Origin of the sequence: Pararhizobium sp. A13, from assembly GCF_040126305.1 — a bacterium.
Lineage (GTDB): Bacteria > Pseudomonadota > Alphaproteobacteria > Rhizobiales > Rhizobiaceae > Pararhizobium.
Genome location: NZ_CP149511.1, coordinates 137,827 through 164,054, shown reverse-complemented (window position 1 = coordinate 164,054; position 26,228 = coordinate 137,827). Strand labels below are relative to the sequence as shown.

Here is a 26,228-nt window from a genome sequence, read left to right as displayed (position 1 = left end):
TCACTTTCGAAGAATGGCAGTCAGCACCCGGCGCAGATCGCCCGCCGGATCATCGGAAATTGTCTCGCGCCGCCAGGCGACGTGATGGTCCGGGCGGACCAGCAGAATGCCGCTGTCGCGGATGTCGCGAATATTGGCCCAGTCGCCGGTAAAATCCTGCCACGGCTGGCGTGGGCCGATGACATGGGCGGCGATGTCGATGCCCAATTCCTTGCCGAGACTACGGGCGGCCTCGGCCCAGCCCTGCCCGCCGATACCGGTCAGCACCGTGAATTTGCCGTGGCCGGTGAGATCGAGTGTCGAAACCTTCTCGCCGCTATTGGAAAACACCCAGGCATGCGGCAGCCGAGCGCCGGGCCAGGTGGTCTGCTGGCAGTGCAGTTCCGGGTCCTTGGTGAAGGCCGGCTCCACCTGCCCGTCGGTGATGGCAGCGCCGGAGCGGTATCGCTGGTTCATCTCCACACCGTGGCAATCGAATTCGTAGACCTTGTCGGCGATGGCCTTGCGGATGGCCACACGCTGCTCTTCAGAGGCCACAGTATTGTTGCAGCGGGCATCCATGTTCTGCTGCATCTTTACGGGGTCAATGGAATCAAGCAGGCCGAGCGCCTTGAAGATCGGTCCGAACTCCTCGATAGACTTGTTGGCGCGCGTGACGATCTGCTTGGCGACCGGCGCCCGTTCGGCCTGATAGCTGTCGAGCAATTTTGGCCCGGCCGCTCCCTTCAGCACAAAGGCGAGCTTCCAGGCGAGATTGAAGGCGTCCTGGATCGAGGTGTTGGACCCAAGGCCGTTCGACGGCGGATGCCGGTGGGTCGCGTCGCCCATGCAGAACACGCGGCCGTTCGACATGGTCGTCGCATACATGTTGTTGACGGTCCAGGTCGAGACCGACTTGATGGTCATTTCGAGGTCGGGGTCGCCGACGAGATCCCGCACGACCTTCTTCGCATGCGCTTCATCCACCTGCGGCGCCGGCTGGTTGATGTCGTAGCCCCAGACGATCAGCCATTCGTTCCACGGCCTCACCATGCGCACCAGTCCCATGCCGATGCCGCCGACATCCGCGCCCGGCTGCAGCACCCAGTAAAGCACCGAGGGACGATGGGCGACGAGGCGGGAGAGATCGGCCTGGAACAGGATGTTCATAGAGCCGGCGACGCCCATCTTGCCCTCGAAGGCAAGGCCGGCATGTTCCGCGACCTTGGAATTGCCGCCATCCGCTCCAACCAGATACTTGGAGCGGACCGTGAATTCCTTGCCTGTCAGCCGATCGAGACAGGTCGTCGTGACGCCATCTCCATCCTGCACGTGGCTCAGATATTCCGTCGACATGCGCGACTGCGTACCGCGCGAACAGGCGGTCTTGAACAGCAGTGGCTCCATGAAGGTCTGCGGCAGGTCGTTCATCTGGGTCGGCGAGGATAGCTGGTGCTCGGCGCGCGAAAGCGGGTGCATGCCCCAGCTCTTCATCCGACCGATCTCCTCGCCGGTAAGCGAGGTGCAGAAGACGTTTTCGCCCATCAGGTCCTGCTCAGCGGCGAACATGTAGGCCTCGTCCTCCACGTCGCGGCCGAGATCGCGCAGCACTTCCATGGTGCGCTGGTTGGTAATGTGGGCGCGCGGCGTGCTGGCGAGCCAGCGGTAACGGTTGATCACCATATTCTCGACCCCGTAGGACGAAAGCAGGGCTGCGGTGGCCGAGCCTGCCGGGCCGGTGCCGATGATGAGTACGTCGGTGGTAATGTCAGCCATGAGGCCCTCCCTTATGCGTGAGATTGAGCGGCCCGCCCTTCAGAACGCGGCGGACCGGAAAAAGCTGGATGCCGGTGCGATCGGAGAACAATCCCCAGAGACCGCGCGGCGCAAGAAGCATGATGGCGATGCCGAGAAGACCCAGCATCAGCAGATACCAGGATCCAAAATCGGCCAGCAGGTTCTGCAGGAGAAAGAAGATGATGACGCCGAGGATCGGGCCTTCAATCGTGCCAATGCCACCGATCACGACGATGAAGATGACGTAGGCCGTCCAGTCGGTGACAGAGAAGGCCGCATCCGGCGAGATGCGCGCCTTCTGGACATAAATAAGCGCACCGCACATGCCGGTGATGAAGGCGGTGGCGAGATAGACCAGCGTCTTCATCCACCGCGCATCGACGCCGACGGCGCGGGCGGCCTGTTCATTGTCACGGACGGCCGCTAGGCCAAGACCCTGCTTGCTGCGCAGAAGACCATAGATGAAACCGATCGTTGCCACGACGAGGATCAGCGCCAGCCAATAGGTCAGCGCATCGCTTGCCTGCGAGGCCTTCATGCCGAGGACATCGCGCATCGATTCGACGCCGATCATCTCGCGGGTTGCCTCGCGCGGCAGCGAAGTGCCGGTGCCGCCGCCGAGTGCCTTCCACTGGGCAAGCAACAGCCGCACGACTTCGGCCACCACCCAGGTGCCAATAGCGAAATAGGGGCCGTAGAGCCGGAAGGTGAAGAAGGCGGTCGGAATTGCAAGGGCGACCGAGAACAGCCCGGCAATCCAGATCGCAACGACCGGATCGACGCCGAAGAGGATGACGGCGCCGAACATCGTATAGGCGCCGAAGCCGACGAAAGCCTGCTGGCCGACCGAGATCAGACCGGCATAACCGGCAAGCAGGTTCCAGTTCTGCGCCAGCACCAGCATGGTGAGGATGAAGAACAGATCCTGGATGACACCGCGCGAGACGACGAAGGGCGCGGCAAAGGCGAGAAGCAGCAGAGCGATGACCGCCGCTGCGGACATTGTCGACGCTCTGGTGCGCGTCTCGACCGTGAAGGATGGTAGGGCCATGGTCATCGCTGCACCTCAATCGACGGCGCGCGGGAAGAGGCCGCGCGGCTTGAACAGGAGGACGCCCAAGAAGGCGAGATGGCCGGCAAGGATCTGCCATTCCGGATTGATCGCAGCGCCAACTGTCTGCGCAATGCCGAGAATGATGCCGCCGGCAAGCGTACCCCACAGCGAGCCGAGCCCACCGATGATCACCGCCTCGAAGGCATAGATCAGGCGCGCCGGCCCCGATGTCGGATCGAAATTGGCGCGTGTGCCGAGATAGACGGCGGCGATCGTCACTACGACCATGGCCAAACCCGTTGCCAGCGCAAAAATGCGCTGCGGCCGTATGCCCATCAGGCCAGCGGTCACCGGGTCATCCGAGGTCGCCCGGAAGGCGCGGCCGACGGATGTGCGGTAGATCAGTTGGTTGAGACAGACGATGACGGCAACGGCCGAGAAGAAAGTCATCAGTGGCATGATGCCGGCGGTGACCGGGCCTAGATTGACCGAGGCACTTTCGATGGTACCGGCGAAAACGCGGCGGCTGTCGGCAGAAAAACCTTCGAGCAATCCGTTCTGGATAACGATCGACAGGCCGAAGGTGACGAGCAGCGGCGGCAGGATATCCTTGCCGAGCGTACGATTGAGCAGGAGAAATTGCAGCGCCCAGCCGATGGCGAACATCAGCGGCGCGGCAAGCACGGCGGCGACAAACGGGTTGAGACCAAGTGTCGTCACCAGCACGAGGATCAGGAAGGCCGCGAGCACGATCAGGTCGCCATGGGCGAGATTGACCAGCCGCATGATGCCGAAGACGAGGCTCAAGCCCGCCGCAAACAGCGCATAGAGGCCGCCGAGCAGTACGCCCTGGAGAATGGTATCAAGCCAGTTCATGGTGTTCCGTCCCGAAATAGGCCTTGTGGATATCATCGCGGCTCAAATCCGAGGATCGGCCGGTAAGCGTCACGCGCCCCTCCATCATGCAATAGACGCGGTCGGCGACCTTCAGCGCCTGAGCAATGTCCTGTTCCACGATGACGAGCGAGGCGCCGGTTTCGCGGATGCGCGGAAAGGCCGCGTAGATGCCGCGCACCACGACCGGTGCCAGGCCAAGGCTGATCTCGTCACAGAGCAGCACCTCGGGGTTCGACATCAGTGCCCGGCCGATCGCCACCATCTGTTGCTGGCCGCCGGAAAGCGCGGTTGCGGGATTGTTGCGCCGCTCGTTCAGGATCGGGAAGAGTGCGAAGATGCTTTCGAGTGTCCACGGGCCATGGACCTTGCGGCCATAATTGCCGATCAGCAGGTTTTCCTCGACCGTCAGCGACGGAAAGAGTTTTCGCCCTTCCGGCACCATGGCGATCCCACGCGCCAGAACATCCGGCGCAGGCAGTGCGCCGATCGGCTCGTTCCGATAAAGGATCGATGTTGCCGGATTGGTCAGCACGCCTGAGATCGAGCGCATCAGCGTCGTCTTGCCGGCACCGTTGGCGCCGATAATGGCGATGGTTTCGCCGGCGCCGACGGTGATATCGACACCGAACAGCGCCTGGAAATCGCCATAGGAGGCAGTCAGGCCCCTGGTTTCGAGTAGCGTCATCAGACTTCGATCCCCAGATAGATTTCCCGGACTTCACGCGAGGCCATGATCTCGTCGGGCTTGCCGATGCCGATGACCTTGCCGAAATGCAGGACCAGCAGCCGCTCCACCACTGAGTTCAACGCATGCAGCACATGCTCGATCCAGATGACTGCGATGCCGCTTGCATGAATGTTGCGGATTGTGGCGACCAGCGACCGACACTCGCCTTCCGTCAACCCGCCGGCGATCTCGTCGAGCAGCAGCAGCTTCGGCTCCGTCGCCAGCGCCCGGGCGAGTTCCAGCCGCTTGCGCTGCAGCAACGACAAGCTGCCGGCCGGCGCATTGGCCTTGTCGATCAGCCCGGTCTCGACGAGGATTTCGGCACAGCGATCCGACACCTCCGTCTCCCGTCGCCGCGAACCGAAGGCTCCGGCGACCAAGAGGTTTTCGAACACCGTCAGCTTCTCGAAGGGTTGCGGGATCTGGAAGGTTCGCCCCATGCCCGACAGACAGCGCGCCATCGGCGGCACGCGTGTCACGTCGCTGCCGAGAAAACGGATCGTACCGCTGTCGGTGGCGATATTGCCGGTGATGAGGTTGAACAACGTCGACTTGCCGGCACCGTTCGGGCCGATGATGCCGAGCGCCTCGCCTTCGCCGACGGCAAAGGTAATCTGCTCGGCGACTGTCAGCGCGCCGAACTTTTTCGAGACCCCATCGAGTTCAAGAATAGCCAAGCCCGTTCCTCCCAGGAAAGGTGGGGCCTCCGCGAGGCCCCCGCGCCAAAAATCAGGCGATCGCTTCCATTTTGCCGCCGACCGGAATGTTCGGCGCCGTCTTGTTGTCGGTGATGACGAGATCGTAGCCGCCGCCGTCCTTCAGCCGCCACTGGCCGCCGACCAGCGGCGTCTTGGCGACGTTCTTGGCGGCAAAGGGCGGCAGGTTCTTGCCGTCCCAGGCGATCGGCCCGACCAGCGTATCAAGCTTGGTGGAGGCGATCGCCTGCGCGACGACATCGCCGTCGGTCGGATCGCCGGCGCGTTTCATCACATCGACTGCCAGTTCGAACAGCGTATGGGCAAAACCGATCGGCTGCGTCCAGGGCCGGCTCGTCGCCTTGGTGAAGGCCTCGGCTACCTGCGACGACGTCTCGCCGGTCAGCGACGACTTGAAGGGATGGCTCGGCGTCCACCAGACTTCCGACGAGAGATTGTGGCCGGCATTGCCCAGCGCTTCCACCGTCTGCGGAAAGAGCAGTGCCTTGCCGATCGAGGCGATCTTCGGGGCGAAACCCTGTTGTTTGGCCTGGTTCCAGAAGGTAGTGAAATCCGGCGGGATGACGACGCCGGTGATGATTTCGCACTGGCCGGACTTGAAGGCATTGATTTGCGCCGAGAAATCGTCGGTCATGTTCTGGTAGCGGCCGGGATCGGTAAGCGCATAGCCCATCTTTTCGAGCACTGGCGGGAAGCCGACAACCTTGTCGCCCCAGGCATTGCCGTCGCCATCATTCGGGAAGAGCCCGCCCACCTTTTTGTTGGTCTCGATCTGGGACCACATATTGGTAAAGACGGCGATGACGTCTTCGAGGCCCCAGAAGAAGTGGTAGGCATAGTTGAACGGCTTCCATGACGTCGGATCGCCGGGATTGCCCTGCTGGCCGATGAACCAGGGCTGCCAGGGCGCGACCGTCGAAATGCACGGCATTTCCTCCGCCTCGCATGTGGTTGCCACCGGATTGGTCGTCTCCGGCGTCGAGGCGACCAGAATGAGGTTCACCTCGTCATCGACGATCAGTTCCTTGGCGACCTCCGCCGCCCGGTTCGGGTTGGACTGGCTGTCCTTGACGACGACCTCGTAGTTGAGACCCATCGATTTTGTCGTCGAAAGGAAACTGTCGATGACGAATTTGTCCGCCTCGCCGAACGCGGCGAGTGGCCCGGTCTGCGGGCTGACATAACCGAGCTTGATCGCCGCATCTTGAGCGATCGCCGGCGCCGCAAGGCCGGATGTCGCGGCGAGCGCGCCTGTAGCGGCCGTCGTCTTCAGAAACTCGCGTCTGGTAAACATGTTTCGTCCTCCCATTTTCCTCTCCTCCCAGAGAGTGTGTTGTCTGTCGTTCGCCTATGCTGGCCGCTTGCCCTCCCAGGCATCTTGCAGCAGGGCACGAATGGATTTCCGGTCGATCGACCTTGGATTCCAGTAGGGGTTTTCGGTGGCGATCTCTGCCGTGTGATCGAGATCGACTTCGGTGAGCCCCAGCCCCTTGAGCGCGAGCGGCGCACCGATCTCCTTGGCAAAATCCCAAAGGCCACCACCGACCGAACCGCCGAATACCCTGGCGACAGGCGCCAGTAATTCGGGAACGGCGACGGCGTTATAGGCGGCCGTGTGCGGCAGCATGATCGCGTGTGTATCGGCATGCGGCGTATCAAAGGTGCCGCCGAGCGTGTGGCAAATCTTGTGGTGCAACGCCATGCCGACGGTGCCGAGCACGGTGCCGCACAGCCAGGCGCCGTAAAGGGCGTCAGCCCGAAGGTCGAGCGCCGGCGGTGTCTTGATGATATCCGGCAGGCTGGCCTTGAAGGCCCTGAGCCCCTCGACCGCCATCAGCGACGAGATCGGGTTGCGGTCCTGCGCATAGAGCGCCTCGACCGCATGGGCCATGGCATTCAGCCCCGACGTGACACTCATGCCGACGGGCAGGCCCGTGGTCAGCGCCGGATCGTAGATCACCACTTCCGGCAGGATGCTAGCATGCCGCAGCGTGGTCTTGCGCCCTCCCTCCGTCTGGCCGAGGATCGGCGTCACTTCAGACCCGGCATAGGTCGTCGGAATGACGATCTGCGGCAGGTCGGTGCGATAGGCGATCGCCTTGCCGAGCCCGGTCGTCGAACCGCCGCCGAGCGACACGACACAATCGGCCTTGGTCTCCGCCACGACCTTCATCGCCGCTTCGGTAACATCAACAGGCGTATGCATGACGGCACCGGCAAACACGCCGACGGCGAGCGGACCTAGTCTTGCGGCCATCGCCTCGGCATCCGCCTTCTGCTGCGGGGTAGCGAGCATCAGGGCACGGCTGCAGCCGAGCTTCTCGACCCATTCGCCGGCGGCGGCGCTCTTACCTTGCCCGAAGACGATATGCGCGGGGCTGCCGCTATAGATGAAATCGCGGTTCATGCCTCGCCTCCCTGTCTTGCCCGCACCATGACGAAGGTCAGGTCCAGCCGCCATGACGGTGTGCCCTTGCCCTGTCGCTCGAAGATGCGCACCAGTTCCGGCTTGACGCCGAAGATCGCGTCCTCGGCCAAATGCGGGTCGCTACCGTCATAGATGTGCGTGGTGATCGTCTCAAAGCTCGGTGCCTTGATCATGAAGTGCAGATGTGCCGGTCGGTGCAGCGGATTGCCCGCCTGGCGGAGCAGCTTGCCGACCGGACCGTCATCCGGCACGCCGTAGCCGCGGGGCTTGATCGTGCAATAGTGGAAACGACCTTCCGCATCGGTGCGGAAAAGACCGCGCAGATTGAATTCGGGCTGAAGGTCCGGCTGCTGGTTCTCGTAAAGCCCTTGAGCATTGGCCTGCCAGGTGATGATCTCAGCATCCGCAACTGGATCACCATCCAGATCCTGCACGCACCCGATGACCTCCAGCTTTTCGCCGATGCCGTCGAGGGAGATGTTGCTGCCCGAGGCCAGTTGCGGAACATCGGCGCGGAAGAACGGGCCGCGCACCGTGTTGGGGGTCGCCTTTTTCGGGCGACGCGAATTGATTTCCTCGACAAGCGCCGAGGCGCCGAGCAGGTCGGAGAGCAGCACCCATTCCTGACGCCGCTCCTCACTGGCATGGCCGACATCGGTGAGGAATTCAATCACCTTGCGCCAATCGGCCTGCGTTGGCCGCAGCTCGCGGATGACCGCATGGAGATGCGTGACCACAGCCGCCAGGATGTGTGGCAGGGCGTCGTCTTTCGATTGCGGAAGTCGTTGCGCGAATACGTCAGACGAGGTGGCCTCGCTGAAATTCAGCGTCATCGGACCCGGCATTATGCGTCTCCTCCAGGGCATTGGCTGGTTGAAACTAAATTAGCCCAGGATCACGACGCCGATGATGATTTTATTCCGGTTTAATATATCATATCGTTATGAAGATAGATGAACGCCATCTAGTCCAGCTTGCCGCGGTCGTGAAGACCGGCGGCGTCACCGAGGGTGCAGCGCTGCTTGGCCTGTCGCAACCGGCAGTCTCGCGCACGCTCTCCATGCTCGAAGCCCGCATCGGCGAGCCGCTCTTCATCAAGGGACGCCGGCCGCTGCAGCCGACGCCGCTTGGCCGGGCACTGGCCGATCACGGCCAGACCATGCTGTCGGCATCGCGCAAGGCGTCCGATGTCGTCGAGAGTTTTCGCGTCGGCAAAAGCGGCGTGGTGCGCGTCGGCGGCACGCCCTTCTTCATGGACGCATTGATCGCCGGGATGATCGCCGAGTTCCAGAACCTGCATCCCGATGTGCGCATCGACCAGACCTATGGTTACTTCCCGGACCTACGCGCCGCGCTCAATGCCGACCAGATCGATCTCGCCATCTGCCCGATCGATATTCTCGACGAGGGCTCCGGCCTCGAATTCCAGCAGATCCTGCCCGGCCGCAACGTCGTCGCCTGCCGCGTCACGCATCCGCTGCTTCTGAAAAGGCGGCCGCAGCCGGCGCATCTGCTCGATTTTCCCTGGGTCGCACCGCCGCCGGGCAGCCCGCTGCTGGCTGACCTGCGCAGCATGCTCATTTCCTTCGGCGCCACCGAAATCAAGATCCGCTACTCCGGCGGCTCGCTGATGAGCGTGATCAACTACATGAAGGCGGCCGATGCGCTGACCATAATGCCGCACAGCGTCGTCTTTGCCCTGCGCAACGAAAAGTCGATCACGGCACTCCCCGTCTCCATCCCGCATCCCGAACGCGCGCTCGGCCTGTTGAAACGCTCCGACGCCCCCCGCTCCCCCGCCGTCGACCACTTCGCCCGACACGTCCGCACCGGCTTCGACAATCTGAAGCACCTGATCAAGCGCCACGAGCAGTCGGTCGTCTGGGGTGGTTAGCTGGTACGTGATAGGGCCCTGTTGCAAAGAGCGGGTGTGGAACGGGAACGTGGTTGCTACTTCAGACAGCGTAGACCCCGAACTGCCTCTTGATGAGACGCACTTCTCCCATGACGCCGCCCTCGAGATCCTTCCATTCTCGATCAAGCCGCCGCAGACCTTGCGCGCGCCTGCCTTTCGGGTAGCCTGACTCAATAGCCTAACAGAATGATGTTCAGCCTTCGACGCCCCTACATGCTCGGAGCCCTCTCTTCCAACTGACTTCAACGCCCTTTTCGGAGGTTTGGTAAATCCGGATCCGCCCGCTCGGAGTTCTCGAAATGGCAACTAATCTCCTCACCCGTCGCGATCCAGACGTCGTCTTTGGCCTGTACGTGACACAGGAAATCCCGCAGAATGTGCCAGCGCATCGGGCGGCCCGAGACCTGCGGATGGAGCACCAGGGTTGTCACTCCACCCCAGTCATGCGTTGCCTCGAACTCGTCGATCCAGAGCGGCAAAACGGTTTCCTTGCCGAACAGCGGGCGCGGGCTGGTGCGGTTGGACATTCCGAAATTCCAGTCATCGAAAGCGAAATTGACGGGGATTTCCACAGGCCCGCTACGGCCATCCGCCAGCAGATGGCGGTAAGGCCGGATGTCATCGCGGAACGAACTCGAATAGGCGATACCCTTGTCTTTCAGGTAGGCGAGAAGCTCGGGAAAGTTTTCGCCCGATGGTGCGCGGTAGCCGATCGGCCGCACGCCAAGCGCCTTTTGCAAGGCCTCGAAACCGAGGTCGATCTCCTCGATCGCTTCATCGAGCTTGGAGCGTTCCGGCATCTTGTGGAGATAGCCGTGGTGACCGATCTCATGCCCTGCCGCAACGATCGGTTCGCAGGCGGCCGTATGGGCGAGCGCCGTCCAGCCAGGAATGAAAAAGGTTGCTTTCAGCGCCAGTTCATCGAGCAGTTCCAGTATTTTGCCGATACCAGCGCGGGCGTCGTAGCCGCCGTGCGACACCGTCACCAGCCTGTCGACGTTGGACGGATTGTTGCCGATCCAGGCGGTTTCTGCATCGACGTCGAAACCGATGAATAAGGCGCTCTTCGCGCCGTTCGGCCATGCCATGGGTGGCGCTTCAGGCGCGGCATTGAGTGGACGGGGAGAAAGGTCGAAGGCCATGAGTCTTCCCTCAAGCAAAGATCGGCTGCTCATCGGCATTGCCGGACAGCAGGAGTTCCAGCGAATTGCAATCCTCAAGTTCTTCGAGATGCGTGAGCATCTCCTCGAGCTCGAGCAACTGGGCTTGCGGCATCGCCATGCCTGCAAGCCCCCGAAACTTGTCGATGATAGCGTCAGCGGCCATCGGCCGCTCCGCCGAGCCCGTTGCCCGCGGCACCATTCGCGAAATCACCGTGCCATCGGCAAAGGTCAGCGTCACGAGTGGCTCGTCAAGCGGACGCATACTTTCGTCGACTGTAAGTGTCATCCGCGAAAACAGGTCAGTGATCCGCGGATCGGCGCGATGGATGGCCGAATAGCTTTCGAGACCAGCCGAGCCGAAGACCGCGCGCGCGGCAAGTGCGTAGGGCAAGCTCATCTGCGTCGCTGAGAGCCGCCGCGTTTCCTTCGCGCCGCACATGCCGATCAACATCTGGCTAAGATCGAGGTGAATGGAAGCGATCGCTTCAGCCGGGCGTTTCGTCTCGGCCAGAATATCCTCCAGCACATCGACTGCCGAGTGTGCGCCGCGGCAGGATGCATAGGGCTTGAGCACAGCGCGGTTGATTTTCCAAACGTCGCCCAGATCTTCGCAAAGCTTGCCGGCGTCGCCTTGCGCTTGGTTGAAGGTGCGGAAAAAGCTGCCCCAGACGTCATCGAAAACCTTCGACGGGCCGGCGAAGCCTCTCGCCGCAAGCTCTGCGGCGAGCAGACCGCCTTCGGCCGCGCGGCCCGCATGTATTTTCTTCGCCTGCGAGCCGTCGTGGATGAACGCCCAGAGGCCGGAGGAAAAGCTGGTGGACAATGAAATCGCATCACGGCATCCCGCTGCAGGCAGCCGCCACAAGCGTGCTACGGCAGCAGCGGCCGCAAGCGTTCCGCAGGTCCCGGTCGAATGCCAGCCAACACCGTTGTGAGCATCATAGCCTCCCGCCGCTTCCAGGATACGTCGCCCCACCTCATATCCGGCAACAGTCGCTGCGATGAGTTCCCTACCACTCACAGGCTGCCCGGTCTGGAAAAGTGCCGAAAAAAGCGCGGGCAGGACGACCGCGCCGGAATGGTCGCAACCGCCTGCGTCGTCCAGTTCGAAAGCATGCGCCGCCACACCATTGATCAGCGCCGCCTCTCGGGCAGAGGCTGTTTCCCTGGTCCCCCAGATGCGAGCTACGCCATCCCCGTTCGTCAAGGAGCTCACCATCCGAAACTCGGTAGAACGGGCGCCGGCGAGTGCCGCGCCCAGCGTGTCGGCGATGTGGATCTTCGCTTTTTCTACGACGGTGGCGGGGAGTTCGTCGAAGTCGAGGGAAGCGATGAAGGAGGAAAGGCGGTAGAGGGGAATTTCGCTGGAGGAGCCGGACATGCACATGACTTTCTGCGGGAGATCGGAGCATCACGTCTGCGAAAGGAGGCGTATAAGATGCTCCACATTCAACGAGGGGGCACGCGTTGCGCGCGCCTATCCCGCGCGGCCCAGGCCGCGCGGGGCTGCAGGACACGGATTACTTCGCGACCTCGCCGTTGACGTAGATCCCATCGAGAATCGCGGCCTCAAGTCCATATTTGGCAAAGATAGCCTTGTATTCACCGGATGCCATCAGAGCCTTCAGCGCACCGGCGTAAGCGTCACGTAGCTCGGTCGAGCCCTTGGCGAAACCGATACCTTGATAGACAGCCGTAAAAGGCTCGCCGACGATGGCGTAGGTGTCAGGCTCCAATGTCAGCAGGTAAGGAAGGGTTTCCGAGCCCTGGACGGCGCCGTCGAGACGACCCTGCTTGAGTTGGGCGCGTGCGTCGGCGGAACCTTCGGTGCCGACGACGACAAGCGCCGGCTTGCCGGCGGCTTCACAGTTGGCAGCGCTCCACTTGGCAGCTTCATCCGGGAAGGAGGTGCGTCGGCTCATGCCGACAGTCTTGCCGCAGAAGTCGGTAATCGTCTTGAACTCGTCCTTGCGGGCGGCAGACGTGTAGAATTGCGCCCCGGATTTCATGTAATCGACGAAATCGAGACTGTCGCGGCGCTTCGGCAGGTCGCTCATGCCGCTGTGGATCAGGTCGGCGCGACCGGTCGTCAGCGACGAGACCATCTGCTCGAAGCCGATATCGGCCCACTCGACTGTCGTGCCGAGCTGCTTGGCAAGTGCCAGCGCCAAGTCGATGTCGACCCCCATCAGCGTGTTGGTCGCCGGGTCCTTGTATTCCATCGGCGGATAGTTCGGCTGGTTGGCGACGACCACCTTCCCGGCCGTTTCGTACTTCTCCGGCAGGCCTTCGGCGTGAGCGTTTGCGGCGAAGGCGCAGCACAGTGCGACAAATGCGGTTTTCTTCATCATGATGTTACCCTCTGCTTGATGATTGATATGTTTTCTTATTTCTGGACTGCTTTGATGAACTGGGCTGTCCGGGCATTGTCCGGATTGGTCAGAACCCTTTCGGCGGGGCCGTATTCCTCCAGCCGGCCGGCCTCCATGAAGGCCACTCGATTGGCGACATTGCGAGCAAAGCCCATTTCGTGGGTGACGACGATCATGGTCATGCCCGACGCGGCCAGATCCTTCATGACGTCGAGCACTTCGGACACGAGCTCCGGATCGAGGGCCGAGGTCGGCTCATCGAATAGGATCAGGTCTGGCCGCATACCCATGGCGCGGGCAATAGCGACGCGCTGCTGCTGGCCACCCGAAAGCTCGGACGGATAGTGATTGGCCTTGTCGGCGAGGCCGACCCGGGCAAGCAGTTCACGGGCGTGTTCGCGAGCCTCTTTCACGGGCTCATTGAGAACCTGCACCGGGCCTTCCATAATGTTCTCCAGCGCCGTCTTGTGCGGGAAGAGGTTGAAGCGTTGGAAGACCATGCCGATGCGGCGGCGCTGACGGGCAATTTCCGCATCGCTGATCTCGTAGAGCTTGTCGCCGTCACGCCGGTAGCCGATCAACTCGCCATTGACCCAGATGCCGCCACCATCGATGCGTTCGAGCAGGTTTATGCAACGCAGGAACGTGCTCTTTCCGGACCCTGACGGGCCGATGATGCAGGCAACCTCGCCCTTCCTGACATCGAGACTGACAGAATGGAGGGCCCTGAAATCTCCGAAGTTCTTGGTGACGTCGATCGCTTTGACAAGAGTTTCTTCGCTCATGTCCGTCTCCTCACATTGTCGACTTGATGGATCGGACGCCGCGGCCGAAGTATCTCTCGATATAATATTGGCCGACGGACAGGACGGAGACGACGAGGAGGTACCAGAAGCTTGCCACCAGCAGCAGTTCGAGCACGCGTGTATTGGCGAAATAGATGATCTGGGCGTTGTGCAGGATTTCCGAATACTGGATGACGCTGGCAAGCGAGGTGAGCTTGACCATGCTGATCACCTCGTTGCCGATCGGCGGCACCATGACGCGCATGGCCTGTGGCAAAACAATGCGGCGCAGCATCTTCATCTGCGTCATGCCGATCGTACGGGCGGCCTCGTACTGGCCAATGTCGACCGACAGCAGACCACCGCGCACGACTTCCGACGTATATGCTCCCTGCTGGATGCCAAGGCCGAGCATGGCGGCGACGAACGGCGTCATGATGTCGACGGTTCGGAATTCAAACAGACCCGGAATGCCCATCGTGGGAAAGATCAGCGCCAGGTTGAACCAGAGCAGGAGCTGAAGGAGCGCCGGTGCGCCGCGGAAGATCCAGACATAGACTGTTGCGATGGTCGACAGAACCGGGTTACCCGAGATGCGCATGATTGCAATCAGCACGCCAAGCGCAATGCCGAGCGACATGGCGCAGATCGTCATGACAAGCGTGTTGACCAACCCCCACATGATGGCCGGAGAAAAAAGAAATTCGCCAACCACGTTCCACTCGATCTGACCGTTGATGAAGGCGCGAACCAACAGCGCCACCAGTGCCACGACGACGGTTGCTGAGATCATTCGACCGATATGGCGCTTCGGAACAAGTTTCAGATGGGCGATTTCGTAGTTCGAATTCTCCAATGTCGCTGCGATTGTCATGATGCTTCTGTTCCCTTTTTTTGTGCCGGGATGCTGGAGAAGGCGCTGCCCTGGAGGGGAGTCAGAGCCCAGTCCCGCCTTTCCGCGAGCACTTTTGTGAAACGCTCGATTTGTTCGCGCACGCGGTCCGGTGCGGTGGCAAAATATCCCGTGCGGCTGGCGATGGCCTTATCGAGATCGAGTGCGTCCAGCACTTCAGGCCCCAGCCTCGCGTCGATGGCGGCGAGATCCTTCGGTCCGAGAGCTGCAAGGTCGATGCCACGCTCCTCGCAATAGCGGACTACGGCGCCGGTGATGTCGTGCGCTTCGGCAAATGGAACGTGGCTGCTGGCCAGCCAGTCGGCAATTTCGGTCGCCAGTGTAAACCCCTTCGGCGCATCGTCGCGTAGCCGCGCCGTGTCAAATTCCAGCGTTCTGATCATGCCCGCGAAGGCCGGCAAAATGAGGTCCAGAAGATCGATCGTCTCGAACAGCGCCCGCTTGTCTTCCGCCAGGTCGCGGTTGTAGGCGAGCGGCATGGCCTTCATCGTTGCGAGGAAGCCGGCGATGTTGCCGATGATCGTGCCCGACATGCCGCGCGCCAGTTCGGCGATATCCGGGTTCTTCTTCTGTGGCATGATGGACGAGCCTGTCGAATAGGAATCGTGTAGCCGCACCCAACTGAATTGCTTGGAGCTCCAGATGCAGATTTCTTCCGAAAGCCTCGACAGATTGACAGCGATGGTCGCGCCGATGAACAGGAACTCCGCCACATGGTCACGGCTTGCCACAGCGTCGATGGAGTTCTCGCACGCCCCGGAATAGCCGAGATCAATCGCCGAGAGGTCCGGCCGGCGGGCAATCGCAGATCCGGCAAGCGCTGCCGCGCCAAGCGGCGAAACACTGAAACGTCGGTCCCAGTCGATGAAACGCTCGATGTCGCGCTGCAGGGACTGGGCATGCGCCATCAGGTGGTGACCGAGAGAAACAGGCTGGGCAGGCTGAAGATGCGTGAATCCCGGAAAGACGGTCTCGACATGCGCGGATGCCTGGGCGGCCAGCGCCTCTTGAACGTCAAGCAACGCGGCCGTCAGCTCGCGGGCCGTGCGCCGCAGATAAAGTCGCGTATTGTTGGAGGTCTGGTCGTTGCGCGAGCGTCCGGCGCGCAGCTTGCCGCCAACAGGACCGAGACGGGCAATCAGCAGCCGTTCGAGGAAGGTGTGCACATCTTCGTCACTCGCTGCCGGTTGTTCGCGACCGGCTGCAACATCGGCCTCGATTGTGTTGAGCGCAGCCAGGATGGTGGTAGTTTCTGTCGGCGTCAGCACGCCCGCCCGGTCCAGTTCCTGTGCATGGGCGCGAGAGCCCGCAATATCCTCCACGTAGAGGCGGAAATAGGATGGCGCCGACCGCGACAAACGGGCCAATTCTTCGGAAGGACCCGATTTAAAGCGTCCACCCCACAGTTTTGCTGGCTCAGTCATTCTCAACTCCGATCGGTGCCTACCGTTTGAGCAAGAATGCCATTTGACCTTTTATCGGCCAAACGACATTATCTATTACTGATATGACGAAAACGACTAGGGGGGGTGCATGGCATCTGGGCGTCAGAAACTGCCATCGATGACCGCACTGCAAATTCTCTTGGCCGTAGCCGAACGCGGCTACACGACCGCCGCAGCGGACAGCATGAACCTTTCGCAAAGCGCCGTCAGCAAACAGCTTCTGGCATTGGAGGAACTGATCGGCGGGCCGGCTTTCGCGAGAACGACGCAGGGTATGATCCCCACGGAAGCGGGGCAGATCTACATCGAGCAGGCCCAGGTCGCAATCAAAGCAATGGAGGATGCGGAGCTACAGGTAGCGCGGCTGAAGCCCAATCCGAAAGCCTTGCGATTGCAGGTGCTGCCGATCTTCGGAGACCGCTGGTTGCTGCCGCGGTTCGTCGATTTCTCGGAAAAATTCCCGGAGATTGACGTGCAGTTCACAACCTTCGTTTCAGCGACGCAGGCCGAAAGCCCGGATGGCATCTTCACCTTCGGCGCGACGCCGCCCGCCGGCGAAAAAGGCGCCTATCTCTTCGGCCGTGACGTCGCGCTGGTCGGCACGCCGGGCTATTGGGAAAAACTTGGCAATCCTCGGTGTCTAGAGGAGGTGACGGCCGGCGTCATGCTCGAGCATCCCCAAACGCCTTTGCTGTGGCCGGATTTCGCCGATGCCCTTGGACATCCAAACGCAAGGCCGAAACACACCATCCGGTTCGGCTACTACACAATGGTCATCCGGGCCGCACTTGCCGGACAGGGCATGACCCTCATTCCGCGCGGCCTGATCGCCGACGATCTGCAGGCGGGTCGCCTCGTCAATCCGGCCTCTCTCGGCTACCGAAGCAACTTCTGTTACTGGTTCACAATCCCTCGCAGCAAAGCCGTCAGCCCTGCCATGCAGACCTTCGTTGACTGGCTACAGGCAACTCTACGAGAGGCTCCTGTCGAAGTCTTGTAAGCGCGCGGGATGGCAGCAGCCCGGCGGAAACTCGATAATTGCCCATTAGCGGCCGGCAACCACGTTCCTATTCCTGCGGAGTGCCAAGGCCCTTCGGGGCGTCGCCGTCCAGGCGATAGAAGAGCTTTTCCTGTTTGCGGGCGGCGCCAAGCGCGTCATAGAACTGGAGAAGCCGAGAGTTTTCCACGTCTGCAGTCCAGTCTATGCGTCTGTGGCCCCGTTCTATGGCGATATTCGCCAACCTTCTCATCAGAATTCGCCCGATCCCGGCGCCGCGAAAACCCTCCGATACGAACAGTTCTTTGAGGAAAAGGCCGGAAGCCAGTCCCGGTCCCGGATAGATCGTCGAAAAGGCGGCGAAACCCGCAAGACGGTCGGCATCCGCCACCAGGAACTCTACACCGACGGGAAGATTGTCCAAATCCTGAAGGATAACCTCCTCGGGCGGGCAGAAGACCGCGTAGTATTCCTGCATTTCCACGAATACTCTGCTGAGCTGTCCCCTATCCGCCGGATCGAGGAAGCGTGTCGAAAATTGCATGCGCTTGCCGGCCCCCATGAAGTCGTGTTCCCCCCCGCGTCTTGATTCACGTTTTTCCATGCGACATCGTGTTTGCTGTATGGGCTCCTGGCCCTATCTCAGCAGGAAAGTTGGAGCAACCTAGCTCTGGCTTCTATCGCGGTTCAAGCCATTTGAGCATCTGCTAGGTGTCACTATCTTGTTTGCTCTATTGTTCGAGTTCGAGGAGCGATCGGAGGGCGTCCCGCGCTTATGTATGGTCTTGGTAGAACGAGGGGCTCGACTGCCGTGCGATGCCGCACCCCCTTGCATGGGCCCATACGTTCTGCTTACAGGCGGTTTCGAACCAAAAGACCCGTAAATAGCAGACACTCAGGCCGTCGACAGGTGTTGCGGGAGCGCCAAAACTGGACCAGTTCCCGCCATATCCTTTCCTGGCGTCGCATTTCATGCGATCGCGTAGGCTCATCTTGTGTTGTTCGTTTGCTGCAGCTTGAAGAATAGTCCGCGGAGCTCCGGCTCCCGCACACGCCGTGCAGCCTCGGCACACGTGACCCATTCGAGAACTCTCTGTCCTTTTTCGCGGAACGCCGCGTCCATGCTGTCGACCTCTAAAAGATAGACCTGAACGATACAGGGAGCGCTCTGGCCGTTGTCGAGGACTTTCAGGTACGTGAAGTAGCCGAACGGTTTTTTCCCGAGCTTGCCGCGGACGCCCGCCTCTTCCAATGCTTCGATTGCGGCGACCTGATGGGGCTTCTTTCCCTGTATCGGCCATCCCTTCGGGATAATCCAGCGAGCGCTTTCCCGCGACGTTACAAGAAGGACTGCAATGTTCCCGGAATCAGGATCTCGCCGATAGCAAAGCGCGGCATATTGTTCACGGAATGGATCCTTGAACAGCATTTCAGAATGTCGAGCAAGCCTGCGCAGCAAGCCTTCTTTTCCCGACGCTTTGCTTTGTGTGCGGCTCATCACGAACTACATCTCTCTTACGCCGGGTCCGTCAACAGTATGGACGCTGTTACCAACATGGAGCGTTTGCCGAAGGGGCAATCATCACTGGTTGGTTCGCCTCAGAATGCGAAGCATCGTCTGTTCGCTTGGAAAGCCCCTGCAAGACAGTTTCGTCAAGAGGGGTCGGCTTCCTAACGCCCGAAACAGTTGAATATCTCATGCCGGCGCTGGACATTTGTGACAGATTTGTGACAGATGCGGCAACGTTGAACGGAGTTCGGAATGTTAGGCCTTTTCAGAAGATTGCTTCCCCGGGAAGACCGATTCTTTGACCTGTTCGACGCGCATGCTCGAACGGTTGTAAGTGCAGCGGAATCGCTGAACCAACTGCTTTCCGGCAACAATATCGATGAAAACTGCGAGCGTATCGTCACGCTGGAGAATGAGGCAGACGACATCACACGCGATGTCCTGCTGGCCGTGCGCCGTAGCTTTATCACCCCGTTCGATCGCGGAGATATCAAGGACCTTATCCAGTCCATGGATGATGCGATCGATATGATGCACAAGACTGTAAAGACAATCCGGCTGTTCGAACAAACGAGTTTCGATCCTGGCATGAAGGCTATGGGAGCCGCTATCCTCGAGGCCGCGCACCTCATCGCCGAGGCCATACCCCTTCTTAGTCGCATTGGTATCAATGCGCCTCGCCTAAGCATGATCGCGGAAGAAGTAACTCGTGTGGAAGGCCGATCCGACGACCTGCACGAGCAGGGGCTGAAAGATCTGTTTCACCGGCACGGCACGAACAATGCCATGGCTTATATCATCGGTAGCGAGCTCTACGGAGAACTCGAAAAGGTACTCGATCGCTTCGAGGACGTTGCAAACGAGATCAGCGGCATCGTGATCGAGAACGTCTGATGGACGCCACTCTCGCCTTTCCGCTGCTCGTCGCGCTGATTGCGATCGCGCTGTTCTTCGATTTCCTAAACGGCCTGCACGACGCAGCCAACTCGATCGCTACCATTGTTTCGACCCGGGTCTTGCGACCGCAATACGCGGTTTTCTGGGCCGCCTTCTTCAATTTCATTGCTTTTCTCTTCTTCGGATTGCATGTGGCCGAGACGCTGGGCAAGGGCATCATCGATCCAGCTATCGTCAGCCCGCTCGTGATTTTCGCTGCCCTGATGGGTGCGATCATCTGGAACATCGTTACCTGGGTGTTCGGAATTCCGTCCAGTTCGTCGCACGCGCTCATCGGTGGCCTCGTCGGAGCCGGTCTCGCCAAAACCGGATTTTCCTCGATCGTCTGGACCGGCCTCCTGAAAACCGTCGGCGCCATCTTTATGTCGCCGGCCATCGGCTTCCTGCTCGCCCTGACGCTGATCCTTGCCGTCTCCTGGCTGTTCGTGCGCCAGACGCCCTTCGCCGTCGATCGCACCTTCCGCGTCCTGCAATTCGCCTCGGCCTCGCTCTATTCGCTCGGCCACGGCGGCAATGACGCACAGAAGACCATGGGCATCATCGCCGTCCTGCTCTTTTCGCAAGGCTACCTTGGGAGCGAATTCCACGTTCCGTTCTGGGTCGTCATCTCCTGCCAGGCGGCGATCGCCCTCGGCACGCTCTTCGGCGGCTGGAGAATCGTCCACACGATGGGCTCGAAGATCACGCGGCTCAACCCAATGCAGGGATTCTGCGCGGAAACGGGTGGTGCGATCACGCTGTTTGCCGCGACTTGGCTCGGCGTTCCGGTTTCGACCACGCACACGATCACCGGCGCAATCATCGGTGTTGGCGCGGCACGGCGTGTCTCGGCTGTTCGCTGGGGCCTCGCTGGCAACATCGTCATCGCCTGGATCGTCACTCTTCCGGCCGCCGCCATTATCGCCGCAACCTTTTACTATGTCGTCGGCTTTCTCGGCTAACGCGATCGATGACCGGCTCAGTCCGTGACAACGGAGCACATGACTGCGCGCGAACCGAACCGCTTCGCCGAGCGTCATCGCATGCGGAGTGGGGTCTCTCGATACGGTCGAGGACGAATGCGAGCCGCAGCTTGCCCTTGCCCTTTGACGCAATCAGCCTGAGCTCAAACGAAAACGCCTGCCGCGGGTCGATATTTCCGTGTGCGTTGGGAGAAGCCCTGAACCGTTCACTGATCATCGCTTCACGTGGCCCCCAATTCCTGACACATATGTGCGAAGGCGGTTTGCACCGTTGTAGAAATTGCTTCATGGGTTGACCAGCACGGAGGGATGCGAGATGCGCGCGCCGACAGGTTCTGTCACGGGGCTTTGCTCTGCCTCCGCCACGATGTTCGCGGTGGGAATGGCTTTCCTCGGCTACTGGGGGGTGTATGAGCCCGTGGGCTGGCGCAGCTCCGATTTTGTCGTGGTGATTTTGGCCCTCGTCGGATTTGCAGCGCTTGGCTCCGTGCCTTGGATTGTAACGACACCTGTCCCAGAAGAGGGCGCGGAGAAGGTCGTAGGCGCCAGGCGAGCATTGGCGCTGGGAGTCGCCTTGATCTGGCTGTCCGTTCTTGTTGCGGTATTTACCTAGTCTTTGCCTGACATACGTGAATGCCTGATAATCGACAGTTCGCCGAGCAAATTCAGATCGCTGAGCTTGCGGCACCGTCGCCGCGTGCTGGATCGATGCTCAGATTGCGTAAAGTTCAATCAGCTCATCAAAGCCTTTCAGGCGGTATTGACGGCCTTCGCTTTCGGCCATTTGGCTCTTCGCCCGCTCGCAAACGGCCCTGGTGACAAGAATCCGGCCTGCTTCCGCGACTGACTGGGCGCGAGCGGCAGTATTCACAATCGTTCCAATCGCAGTCAGATCGCGATGCGATCGGCCGAACTCTCCGAAGCTGGCCTCGCCGGAGTCGATGCCTATACCAACGCCCAGTTCACTTCCGTCCAGCCCGGCACCTTCAGCCACGTGAAGTTCGCGACGCAATTGGCAGCGGCGCTGGATCTCCCGCGCAGCGAGGACAGCGCGTTCGGCGTGGTCGGCGTGGCGGATTGGAAAGTTGAATATTGCCATGATCGCGTCCCCGACCGTCTTGTTAAGAAGGCCATCGAATTCCCAAATAGCTGTGGCACATTCATCGTAGAAATCATCCAGCAGCGACGAGACACTGTCTGCCGAGAGCGACTGCGAAAGCGCCGTATAGCCTCTCAGATCTGCAAAAAGTACAGATACATCAACAGTGATCTTGCGAGCTTTCATTACGCGTGTGAACATGAGCTCGCAAATCGTGCAGGTGTTCGGATTCATCCGGCTCGGGCGGATGCCAAAGGCACGGAAGGGAATGGAAGCCGGTCCGCGCAGAGGCACTGGCAAACGCATTTGCTCCCAGCAGCCCTTGCAAATCCTCGATTGAGAAAACGACATCTTGCCACCGCCCTTTTTTGTGACGCTCCGCGATTCTAGCACATCTGGGAATGAATCTTTCGAAAGCCGCAGCCAATATCAGCGCCGCGAACGTCCGGTACCGGTGCATTTTGCCGATCCCTGCGCGTTCAAGGTCGTCCAATCGGGACTCTTTTTACGTCCAATTCGGAATTTGTATTCGTCCGTTTCGGATTTCAAGGGCGTCCATTTTGGATCCAGAATTTGTCGACAGGCACTTTTGTTGGACGCGCGTTGACCGGAGTCCAAACAGCGACCACTTACGCAAAAATAGTCGCGCCGCCGCCGGTGGCGACTGCTAAAACACCCAAGCTGCCCAGCCCCCCTGCGAACTCCGCTACGCCTCTCGCTTTCAACGCGGAACGGTCAAGCCATCGCGCCCGCCAAGCAGCTGGAGGCGCGGCAATTTAGGCCAGCGAAGACTTCTTGCGGCGCATTTGCGGAGCATAGAGGGGACCGAATTTTCGGCCCCATCGCCGGATGGCTTCGCGAGGGGCTCGCGATGCAGATGCGGAGCGAGATCGCCCATCTTCAGGTCGCCTGATCACGGACTTCGCGTCATACCTTGAGCCGAGGCCGATAAGTTTACAGTGCGAAACCACCGCGATTGGATCTGAGTTCATATCCGGGCCGACGCCAGCGATCCGCGGGGCGTTGAAAATACAACTGACGCTGCCGGCATGCCGGGAGGGCATTATCAGTGGCTCCCCCCGAGACTGACGAGCTCGGGGGCTTGCACATTTCTCACGAAAGCGCTTGCGCAAGCGCTTTTTTCGTATTAGCCTCCTAAATATCAGCTTATGCTCACCCACCTGGACCGTTGAAAATCACGGCGGATTCCGCTTGTGAACGGCACGGCTGATACGCCGCGATGGAGACGCGGTGAACTGAGGAGATGCCCGCGCGCAAGCTGTTGTGATACCGGGCCTTGGAGGAGAATAAAATGAAAATGACTTTGTTTTCGCGGCGCGCGATTGCGCGCTGTGCGCTGGCGGCTGCCCTGGTGTCGAGCGTGACGGGTCTCGCAGCCCCCGCTTTTGCCGCCGACCCCGTCGAATTGCGATACTTCTACCGCGCACCGTGGCCTTCGTCGGAAATCTACGCCAACTGGCTCATCGACGAATGGAACAAGAAGAACGGCGACCGCATCCATGTGACCGGAGCGAGCGTCGACGGCGAGACCTACAAGACCAAGCAGACGATCGAACTTGCCTCGAGCAATCCGCCGGACGTGTTTTATTCCTGGGAAGGCGGCCGCGCGCAGGAAGTCATCAAGAACGGTTTCGCCGCCGACCTGACCTCCTATTATACGAAATACGGCTGGGATAAATTCCTGGTTCCGGCATCCGTGTCATTGGCAACCTTCGGCGACAAGAAATACTTTGTCCCCACCGAAATCGGCGCATCCGTCGTCTGGTATCGCAAGGACCTATACGAGAAACTCGGCCTGAAGGTTCCGACCACGTGGGACGAACTGATGGCCAATGCGGAAGCGGGCAAGAAAGCCGGCCTCTGGCCGTTCCTGCTGGCAAACCAGAAAAAGTGGCCATCGCAGTTCATGTGGTCGGCCATCCTGGTCAACAAGTTCGGCCTCGATACCTATCAGGGCCTGGTGAACAACACGATCCCGTGGACCGATCCGAGCGCCGTCGAAACCACGAAGATCATGGCGGACATGGCCACGAACGGCATGTTCGAACCGTCCTTCAACTCGATCGACGTCGGTCCGGCCATGGTGCCGTGGTCGCAGGGCAAGGCGCTGCACTGGTATCAGGGTTCGTTCAACCTCGGACGATTCCGCGGCGATCAGGCCAAATGCTGCGTCGTGCCGATGGACTACTTCCCGATGCCCTCCATCGACGGCAAGAAGCCCGTGATGTCGGTCTTTGCCGAAGACACCATCATGATCCATGCCAAGAGCCCGCATAAGGACGAGGCGGCCGAATTCGTCGACTGGATGATCTCGAAGCCGGCGATGACCGAAAAACTGGCGATCGACAAGCCCTTCCCCTCATCGACGCAGGGCGATCTTTCGAGCCTTTCGGAGATGGAACAACGCCTCGGCAAGGAAATGGCAAGCGCCGGTCAGTTCACCTTCATGCATGTGGACCACGCCACGCCGCCCTCGATCTCCGACCGGTTCCTCGACGGCCTGCAGGGCGTGCTGGCCGGTGCGATCACGCCGGAAGATGCCATGCAGCAGACCGAGGACGAAGCGATCCGCACGCGCGGCAAGATTTAAGGAACGGCGATCACGTCTCAGGCCGCGACGGCGCCTTCCAGCCGAGACCGGCCGCGACCGTGGGCATACGTGCCCACGGTCTTCCAATGCTGAAGAAACGGATACCCATTCATGACCACATCACACAGATCCGGCGAAAGCCCGGGATTTCTTGCCTTTGCCCGCGAACATACCTTCGTGACGATTTTTGGCATCCTGATGCCGCTCGCGGTCTTCGCCGTCTTCGTCGGCTATCCGATCTTGTTCACCATCTATCTCAGCCTGTTTGAATGGAACGGCATGACGCCCGAAAAGACCTTCGTCGGACTGGAAAACTATCGGTACATGATCGGTGACAGCCATTTCCACATCGCGCTTCTCAACAATTTCAAATGGCTGGCTGTCACCCTCGCATTTCCCGTCCTCGCCGGCCTGCTGATTGCCTATGCGCTGCGCAACAGGATCCTGCCAGCCCCGGCCCTGGTACGAACCATCATCTTCTTTCCGGTGACGATGTCGCTGATCTCGGTCGGTCTGATGTTCCTGCTGATCCTCAACCCGCTGTTCGGCGCTTTCGATACGGTCCTGCGTTCCGTCGGCCTCGGCTTCCTGGTGACGGAGTGGTTCGGAAACTACAAGGTCGCGATCTATACGCTGGCGATCGTTTCCGGCTGGGCTTTCACCGGCATGCCGATGATCTTCTACTATGCGGGTCTCGGCGACGTGCCGAAGGAGACATTCGACGCCGCCCGCGTCGAAGGGGCCGGACATTGGCGGATGTTGACCAGGGTAGCCGTCCCGCAGCTCAGGCCCGTCACCGCCGTCGTCGTCATGCTGACGTTGTTTGAGTCGCTGCGGGCCTTCGATCTGGTCGCCGTCATGACCAAGGGGGCACCCTTCGGCCATACCAATGTTCTCGGCTACATCGTCTATCTCGAAAGTTTCTGGAACACGCGCTTCGGCTATGGCGCGGCGATATCCGTGGCGATCCTCGTCGTCTCGGCATTGATGGCTCTGATCATCCTGAAAAAACTGATGAAGGGAGCCTTCGATGTCTGACACGCTCATTGTGGCGCATCGGCGCGATCTATTCCAATTTATGGCGCGGTTCCTCGGCTACAGCCTGCTTGCCGTCCTGCTTGCCATCTGGTCCGGTCCGATCCTTCTGGTATTGATCACCTCGATCAAGTCGAACCAGGACTTTCTCGCCGGCCCCTTTTCCATCCCGTTGCACCCAACCTTCCAGCCCTATATCGATGTCTGGAATTCGCTGGGTTTCAGCGGCTTGCTCACCAACAGCTTCCTCTACGCGACCGCCGGTTCGGCGCTGGCGGTTATCCTGGCGCTGGTTCCGGCCTTTGCCCTGTCGCGCATGGAGGTTCCAGGCAAGACGTTCATCTTCGGTCTGATCCTGACCGGGCTCATGCTGCCGCAGCAGACGGTGCTTATCCCGCTCTACGATACGCTGCGCACGCTGCACCTGCTCGACACCAAGATTGGGCTGATCATCGTTCACGCCGCCTATGGCATGCCGGCCCAGATTCTCATCCTGCGCGGTTTCATGACCAGCATCCCCCGGGAAATTGAGAAGGCAGCCTATATCGAAGGGGCGACCGATTTCCAGCTGTTCTACAAGATCATTCTGCCGCTGTCCCTGCCGGGCATCGTCGTGGGCTTCACGCTGAATTTCATCGCGATCTGGAAGGAATTCGTCTTCGGCCTGGTGCTTTTGAATTCTGAGCAGAATTTTCCGGTCACGGTCGGCATGCTGAAGCTGAACAGCGATCGCTACATGGCCGTGTTCAACCTGCCGGCCGCCGGCCTCGTCATCTCCCAGCTTCCCATCATCGTTCTGTTCATCCTGACCTACCGCAAGATTGCCTCGGGCAATTTCGCGGGCGCCGTCAAGGGTTGAGCATCGA

At 60.4% G+C, this 26,228-nt stretch carries 25 protein-coding genes; 8 read left to right on the top strand and 17 right to left on the bottom strand.

Annotation, left to right across the window (positions count from 1 at the left end; all coding sequences use genetic code 11):
- Genes WI754_RS22280 through WI754_RS22245 form a run of 8 tightly spaced genes read right to left on the bottom strand, consistent with a single transcriptional unit; the run spans position 1 to position 8,446 of the window.
- Positions 1-1,755 carry an FAD-dependent monooxygenase gene (locus tag WI754_RS22280; protein ID WP_341487486.1) on the bottom strand — a complete coding sequence of 585 codons (1,755 nt, stop codon included), beginning with the start codon at positions 1,753-1,755 and terminating at the stop codon, positions 1-3.
- Complete coding sequence (locus tag WI754_RS22275; RefSeq protein WP_341487485.1) at positions 1,748-2,833, bottom strand: branched-chain amino acid ABC transporter permease; 1,086 nt, start codon at positions 2,831-2,833, stop codon at positions 1,748-1,750. Before WI754_RS22275 ends, WI754_RS22280 begins: the two co-directional genes overlap by 8 nt.
- Positions 2,834-2,842: 9 nt before the next feature.
- Positions 2,843-3,706 (bottom strand): branched-chain amino acid ABC transporter permease, encoded by an 864-nt coding sequence (locus tag WI754_RS22270; RefSeq protein WP_341487484.1) that lies wholly within the window; start codon positions 3,704-3,706, stop codon positions 2,843-2,845.
- Positions 3,693-4,412 (bottom strand): ABC transporter ATP-binding protein, encoded by a 720-nt coding sequence (locus WI754_RS22265; RefSeq protein ID WP_341487483.1) that lies wholly within the window; start codon positions 4,410-4,412, stop codon positions 3,693-3,695. The genes WI754_RS22270 and WI754_RS22265 overlap by 14 nt, the downstream gene beginning before the upstream one ends.
- Positions 4,412-5,131 carry an ABC transporter ATP-binding protein gene (locus tag WI754_RS22260; RefSeq protein WP_341487482.1) on the bottom strand — a complete coding sequence of 240 codons (720 nt, stop codon included), beginning with the start codon at positions 5,129-5,131 and terminating at the stop codon, positions 4,412-4,414. Before WI754_RS22260 ends, WI754_RS22265 begins: the two co-directional genes overlap by 1 nt.
- Positions 5,132-5,183: 52 nt before the next feature.
- The gene (locus WI754_RS22255) at positions 5,184-6,464 is read right to left on the bottom strand and encodes an ABC transporter substrate-binding protein (RefSeq protein ID WP_341487481.1); all 1,281 of its coding nucleotides are present in this window, start codon (positions 6,462-6,464) and stop codon (positions 5,184-5,186) included.
- A gap of 54 nt (positions 6,465-6,518) precedes the next feature.
- Positions 6,519-7,577, bottom strand: a complete 1,059-nt coding sequence (locus tag WI754_RS22250) for a maleylacetate reductase (protein ID WP_341487480.1) — start codon at positions 7,575-7,577, stop codon at positions 6,519-6,521.
- Positions 7,574-8,446, bottom strand: a complete 873-nt coding sequence (locus tag WI754_RS22245; RefSeq protein ID WP_341488050.1) for a dioxygenase — start codon at positions 8,444-8,446, stop codon at positions 7,574-7,576. The genes WI754_RS22250 and WI754_RS22245 overlap by 4 nt, the downstream gene beginning before the upstream one ends.
- Positions 8,447-8,541: 95 nt before the next feature.
- On the opposite strand from WI754_RS22245, the gene WI754_RS22240 reads away from it, so the two are divergent.
- Positions 8,542-9,492: a LysR family transcriptional regulator gene (locus tag WI754_RS22240; RefSeq protein ID WP_341487479.1), complete on the top strand. Its 951-nt coding sequence runs from the start codon at positions 8,542-8,544 to the stop codon at positions 9,490-9,492.
- Positions 9,493-9,755: 263 nt separating this feature from the next.
- Here the strand turns inward: WI754_RS22240 and WI754_RS22235 are convergent, their stop codons facing one another.
- The 6 genes from WI754_RS22235 to argH form a co-directional block, all read right to left on the bottom strand.
- Entirely contained in the window at positions 9,756-10,655 is a 900-nt protein-coding gene (locus WI754_RS22235) for a polysaccharide deacetylase (RefSeq protein WP_341487478.1), read from the bottom strand.
- Positions 10,656-10,665: 10 nt separating this feature from the next.
- On the bottom strand, positions 10,666-12,057 hold the full coding sequence (locus WI754_RS22230) for an MmgE/PrpD family protein (RefSeq protein ID WP_341487477.1): 1,392 nt from the start codon (positions 12,055-12,057) through the stop codon (positions 10,666-10,668).
- 139 nt (positions 12,058-12,196) lie between these two features.
- The gene (locus WI754_RS22225) at positions 12,197-13,024 is read right to left on the bottom strand and encodes an ABC transporter substrate-binding protein (RefSeq protein ID WP_341488049.1); all 828 of its coding nucleotides are present in this window, start codon (positions 13,022-13,024) and stop codon (positions 12,197-12,199) included.
- Between the two features lie 38 nt (positions 13,025-13,062).
- Complete coding sequence (locus WI754_RS22220) at positions 13,063-13,833, bottom strand: amino acid ABC transporter ATP-binding protein (RefSeq protein ID WP_341487476.1); 771 nt, start codon at positions 13,831-13,833, stop codon at positions 13,063-13,065.
- Between the two features lie 10 nt (positions 13,834-13,843).
- Complete coding sequence (locus WI754_RS22215) at positions 13,844-14,707, bottom strand: amino acid ABC transporter permease (RefSeq protein WP_341487475.1); 864 nt, start codon at positions 14,705-14,707, stop codon at positions 13,844-13,846.
- On the bottom strand, positions 14,704-16,170 hold the full coding sequence (argH, locus tag WI754_RS22210) for an argininosuccinate lyase (RefSeq protein WP_341487474.1): 1,467 nt from the start codon (positions 16,168-16,170) through the stop codon (positions 14,704-14,706). The genes WI754_RS22215 and argH overlap by 4 nt, the downstream gene beginning before the upstream one ends.
- A 109-nt stretch (positions 16,171-16,279) precedes the next feature.
- Here argH and WI754_RS22205 point away from each other — a divergent pair, with 109 nt between their 5' ends.
- Positions 16,280-17,191 (top strand): LysR family transcriptional regulator, encoded by a 912-nt coding sequence (locus WI754_RS22205; RefSeq protein WP_341487473.1) that lies wholly within the window; start codon positions 16,280-16,282, stop codon positions 17,189-17,191.
- A 67-nt stretch (positions 17,192-17,258) separates the two neighbouring features.
- Here WI754_RS22205 and WI754_RS22200 read toward each other — a convergent pair whose 3' ends face one another.
- On the bottom strand, positions 17,259-17,732 hold the full coding sequence (locus tag WI754_RS22200) for a GNAT family N-acetyltransferase (RefSeq protein ID WP_341488048.1): 474 nt from the start codon (positions 17,730-17,732) through the stop codon (positions 17,259-17,261).
- Between the two features lie 444 nt (positions 17,733-18,176).
- The gene (locus WI754_RS22195; protein WP_341487472.1) at positions 18,177-18,686 is read right to left on the bottom strand and encodes an NUDIX hydrolase; all 510 of its coding nucleotides are present in this window, start codon (positions 18,684-18,686) and stop codon (positions 18,177-18,179) included.
- 264 nt (positions 18,687-18,950) lie between these two features.
- Between WI754_RS22195 and WI754_RS22190 the strand changes: the two genes are divergently transcribed.
- The 3 genes from WI754_RS22190 to WI754_RS22180 all read left to right on the top strand — a co-directional run bounded on the left by WI754_RS22190 (position 18,951) and on the right by WI754_RS22180 (position 21,230).
- Positions 18,951-19,592: a DUF47 domain-containing protein gene (locus tag WI754_RS22190; RefSeq protein WP_341487471.1), complete on the top strand. Its 642-nt coding sequence runs from the start codon at positions 18,951-18,953 to the stop codon at positions 19,590-19,592.
- Positions 19,592-20,596, top strand: coding sequence for an inorganic phosphate transporter (locus tag WI754_RS22185; protein WP_341487470.1), 1,005 nt, complete (start codon positions 19,592-19,594; stop codon positions 20,594-20,596). The genes WI754_RS22190 and WI754_RS22185 overlap by 1 nt, the downstream gene beginning before the upstream one ends.
- Before the next feature lie 337 nt (positions 20,597-20,933).
- A complete protein-coding gene (locus WI754_RS22180; protein WP_341487469.1) occupies positions 20,934-21,230 on the top strand; it encodes a hypothetical protein in 297 nt (98 codons plus the stop codon).
- A gap of 99 nt (positions 21,231-21,329) precedes the next feature.
- Here the strand turns inward: WI754_RS22180 and WI754_RS22175 are convergent, their stop codons facing one another.
- Positions 21,330-22,022, bottom strand: coding sequence for an adenylate/guanylate cyclase domain-containing protein (locus tag WI754_RS22175; protein WP_349438040.1), 693 nt, complete (start codon positions 22,020-22,022; stop codon positions 21,330-21,332).
- A gap of 1,006 nt (positions 22,023-23,028) precedes the next feature.
- Here WI754_RS22175 and WI754_RS22170 point away from each other — a divergent pair.
- The 3 genes from WI754_RS22170 (at position 23,029) to WI754_RS22160 (ending at position 26,221) form a co-directional block, all read left to right on the top strand.
- Complete coding sequence (locus tag WI754_RS22170; RefSeq protein ID WP_341487467.1) at positions 23,029-24,327, top strand: extracellular solute-binding protein; 1,299 nt, start codon at positions 23,029-23,031, stop codon at positions 24,325-24,327.
- Between the two features lie 111 nt (positions 24,328-24,438).
- The gene (locus tag WI754_RS22165; RefSeq protein ID WP_341487466.1) at positions 24,439-25,365 is read left to right on the top strand and encodes a sugar ABC transporter permease; all 927 of its coding nucleotides are present in this window, start codon (positions 24,439-24,441) and stop codon (positions 25,363-25,365) included.
- The gene (locus WI754_RS22160; RefSeq protein WP_341487465.1) at positions 25,358-26,221 is read left to right on the top strand and encodes a carbohydrate ABC transporter permease; all 864 of its coding nucleotides are present in this window, start codon (positions 25,358-25,360) and stop codon (positions 26,219-26,221) included. Before WI754_RS22165 ends, WI754_RS22160 begins: the two co-directional genes overlap by 8 nt.
- Positions 26,222-26,228: the final 7 nt, after the last annotated feature.

What these genes read in the sequence shown, in the direction of transcription:
- WI754_RS22280 (WP_341487486.1), bottom strand. Translation starts at nt 1,755, where the DNA reads ATGGCTGACATTACCACCGACGTACTCATCATCGGCACCGGCCCGGCA.
- WI754_RS22270 (WP_341487484.1), bottom strand. Translation starts at nt 3,706, where the DNA reads ATGAACTGGCTTGATACCATTCTCCAGGGCGTACTGCTCGGCGGCCTC.
- WI754_RS22170 (WP_341487467.1), top strand. Translation starts at nt 23,029, where the DNA reads ATGAAAATGACTTTGTTTTCGCGGCGCGCGATTGCGCGCTGTGCGCTG.
- WI754_RS22185 (WP_341487470.1), top strand. Translation starts at nt 19,592, where the DNA reads ATGGACGCCACTCTCGCCTTTCCGCTGCTCGTCGCGCTGATTGCGATC.
- WI754_RS22265 (WP_341487483.1), bottom strand. Translation starts at nt 4,412, where the DNA reads ATGACGCTACTCGAAACCAGGGGCCTGACTGCCTCCTATGGCGATTTC.
- WI754_RS22190 (WP_341487471.1), top strand. Translation starts at nt 18,951, where the DNA reads ATGTTAGGCCTTTTCAGAAGATTGCTTCCCCGGGAAGACCGATTCTTT.
- WI754_RS22160 (WP_341487465.1), top strand. Translation starts at nt 25,358, where the DNA reads ATGTCTGACACGCTCATTGTGGCGCATCGGCGCGATCTATTCCAATTT.
- WI754_RS22225 (WP_341488049.1), bottom strand. Translation starts at nt 13,024, where the DNA reads ATGAAGAAAACCGCATTTGTCGCACTGTGCTGCGCCTTCGCCGCAAAC.
- WI754_RS22165 (WP_341487466.1), top strand. Translation starts at nt 24,439, where the DNA reads ATGACCACATCACACAGATCCGGCGAAAGCCCGGGATTTCTTGCCTTT.
- WI754_RS22215 (WP_341487475.1), bottom strand. Translation starts at nt 14,707, where the DNA reads ATGACAATCGCAGCGACATTGGAGAATTCGAACTACGAAATCGCCCAT.
- WI754_RS22205 (WP_341487473.1), top strand. Translation starts at nt 16,280, where the DNA reads ATGGCATCTGGGCGTCAGAAACTGCCATCGATGACCGCACTGCAAATT.
- WI754_RS22240 (WP_341487479.1), top strand. Translation starts at nt 8,542, where the DNA reads ATGAAGATAGATGAACGCCATCTAGTCCAGCTTGCCGCGGTCGTGAAG.
- WI754_RS22255 (WP_341487481.1), bottom strand. Translation starts at nt 6,464, where the DNA reads ATGTTTACCAGACGCGAGTTTCTGAAGACGACGGCCGCTACAGGCGCG.
- WI754_RS22230 (WP_341487477.1), bottom strand. Translation starts at nt 12,057, where the DNA reads ATGTCCGGCTCCTCCAGCGAAATTCCCCTCTACCGCCTTTCCTCCTTC.
- WI754_RS22175 (WP_349438040.1), bottom strand. Translation starts at nt 22,022, where the DNA reads ATGCGTTTGCCAGTGCCTCTGCGCGGACCGGCTTCCATTCCCTTCCGT.
- WI754_RS22235 (WP_341487478.1), bottom strand. Translation starts at nt 10,655, where the DNA reads ATGGCCTTCGACCTTTCTCCCCGTCCACTCAATGCCGCGCCTGAAGCG.
- WI754_RS22200 (WP_341488048.1), bottom strand. Translation starts at nt 17,732, where the DNA reads ATGCAATTTTCGACACGCTTCCTCGATCCGGCGGATAGGGGACAGCTC.
- WI754_RS22220 (WP_341487476.1), bottom strand. Translation starts at nt 13,833, where the DNA reads ATGAGCGAAGAAACTCTTGTCAAAGCGATCGACGTCACCAAGAACTTC.
- WI754_RS22180 (WP_341487469.1), top strand. Translation starts at nt 20,934, where the DNA reads ATGCGCGCGCCGACAGGTTCTGTCACGGGGCTTTGCTCTGCCTCCGCC.
- WI754_RS22250 (WP_341487480.1), bottom strand. Translation starts at nt 7,577, where the DNA reads ATGAACCGCGATTTCATCTATAGCGGCAGCCCCGCGCATATCGTCTTC.
- WI754_RS22195 (WP_341487472.1), bottom strand. Translation starts at nt 18,686, where the DNA reads ATGAGCCGCACACAAAGCAAAGCGTCGGGAAAAGAAGGCTTGCTGCGC.
- WI754_RS22275 (WP_341487485.1), bottom strand. Translation starts at nt 2,833, where the DNA reads ATGACCATGGCCCTACCATCCTTCACGGTCGAGACGCGCACCAGAGCG.
- argH (WP_341487474.1), bottom strand. Translation starts at nt 16,170, where the DNA reads ATGACTGAGCCAGCAAAACTGTGGGGTGGACGCTTTAAATCGGGTCCT.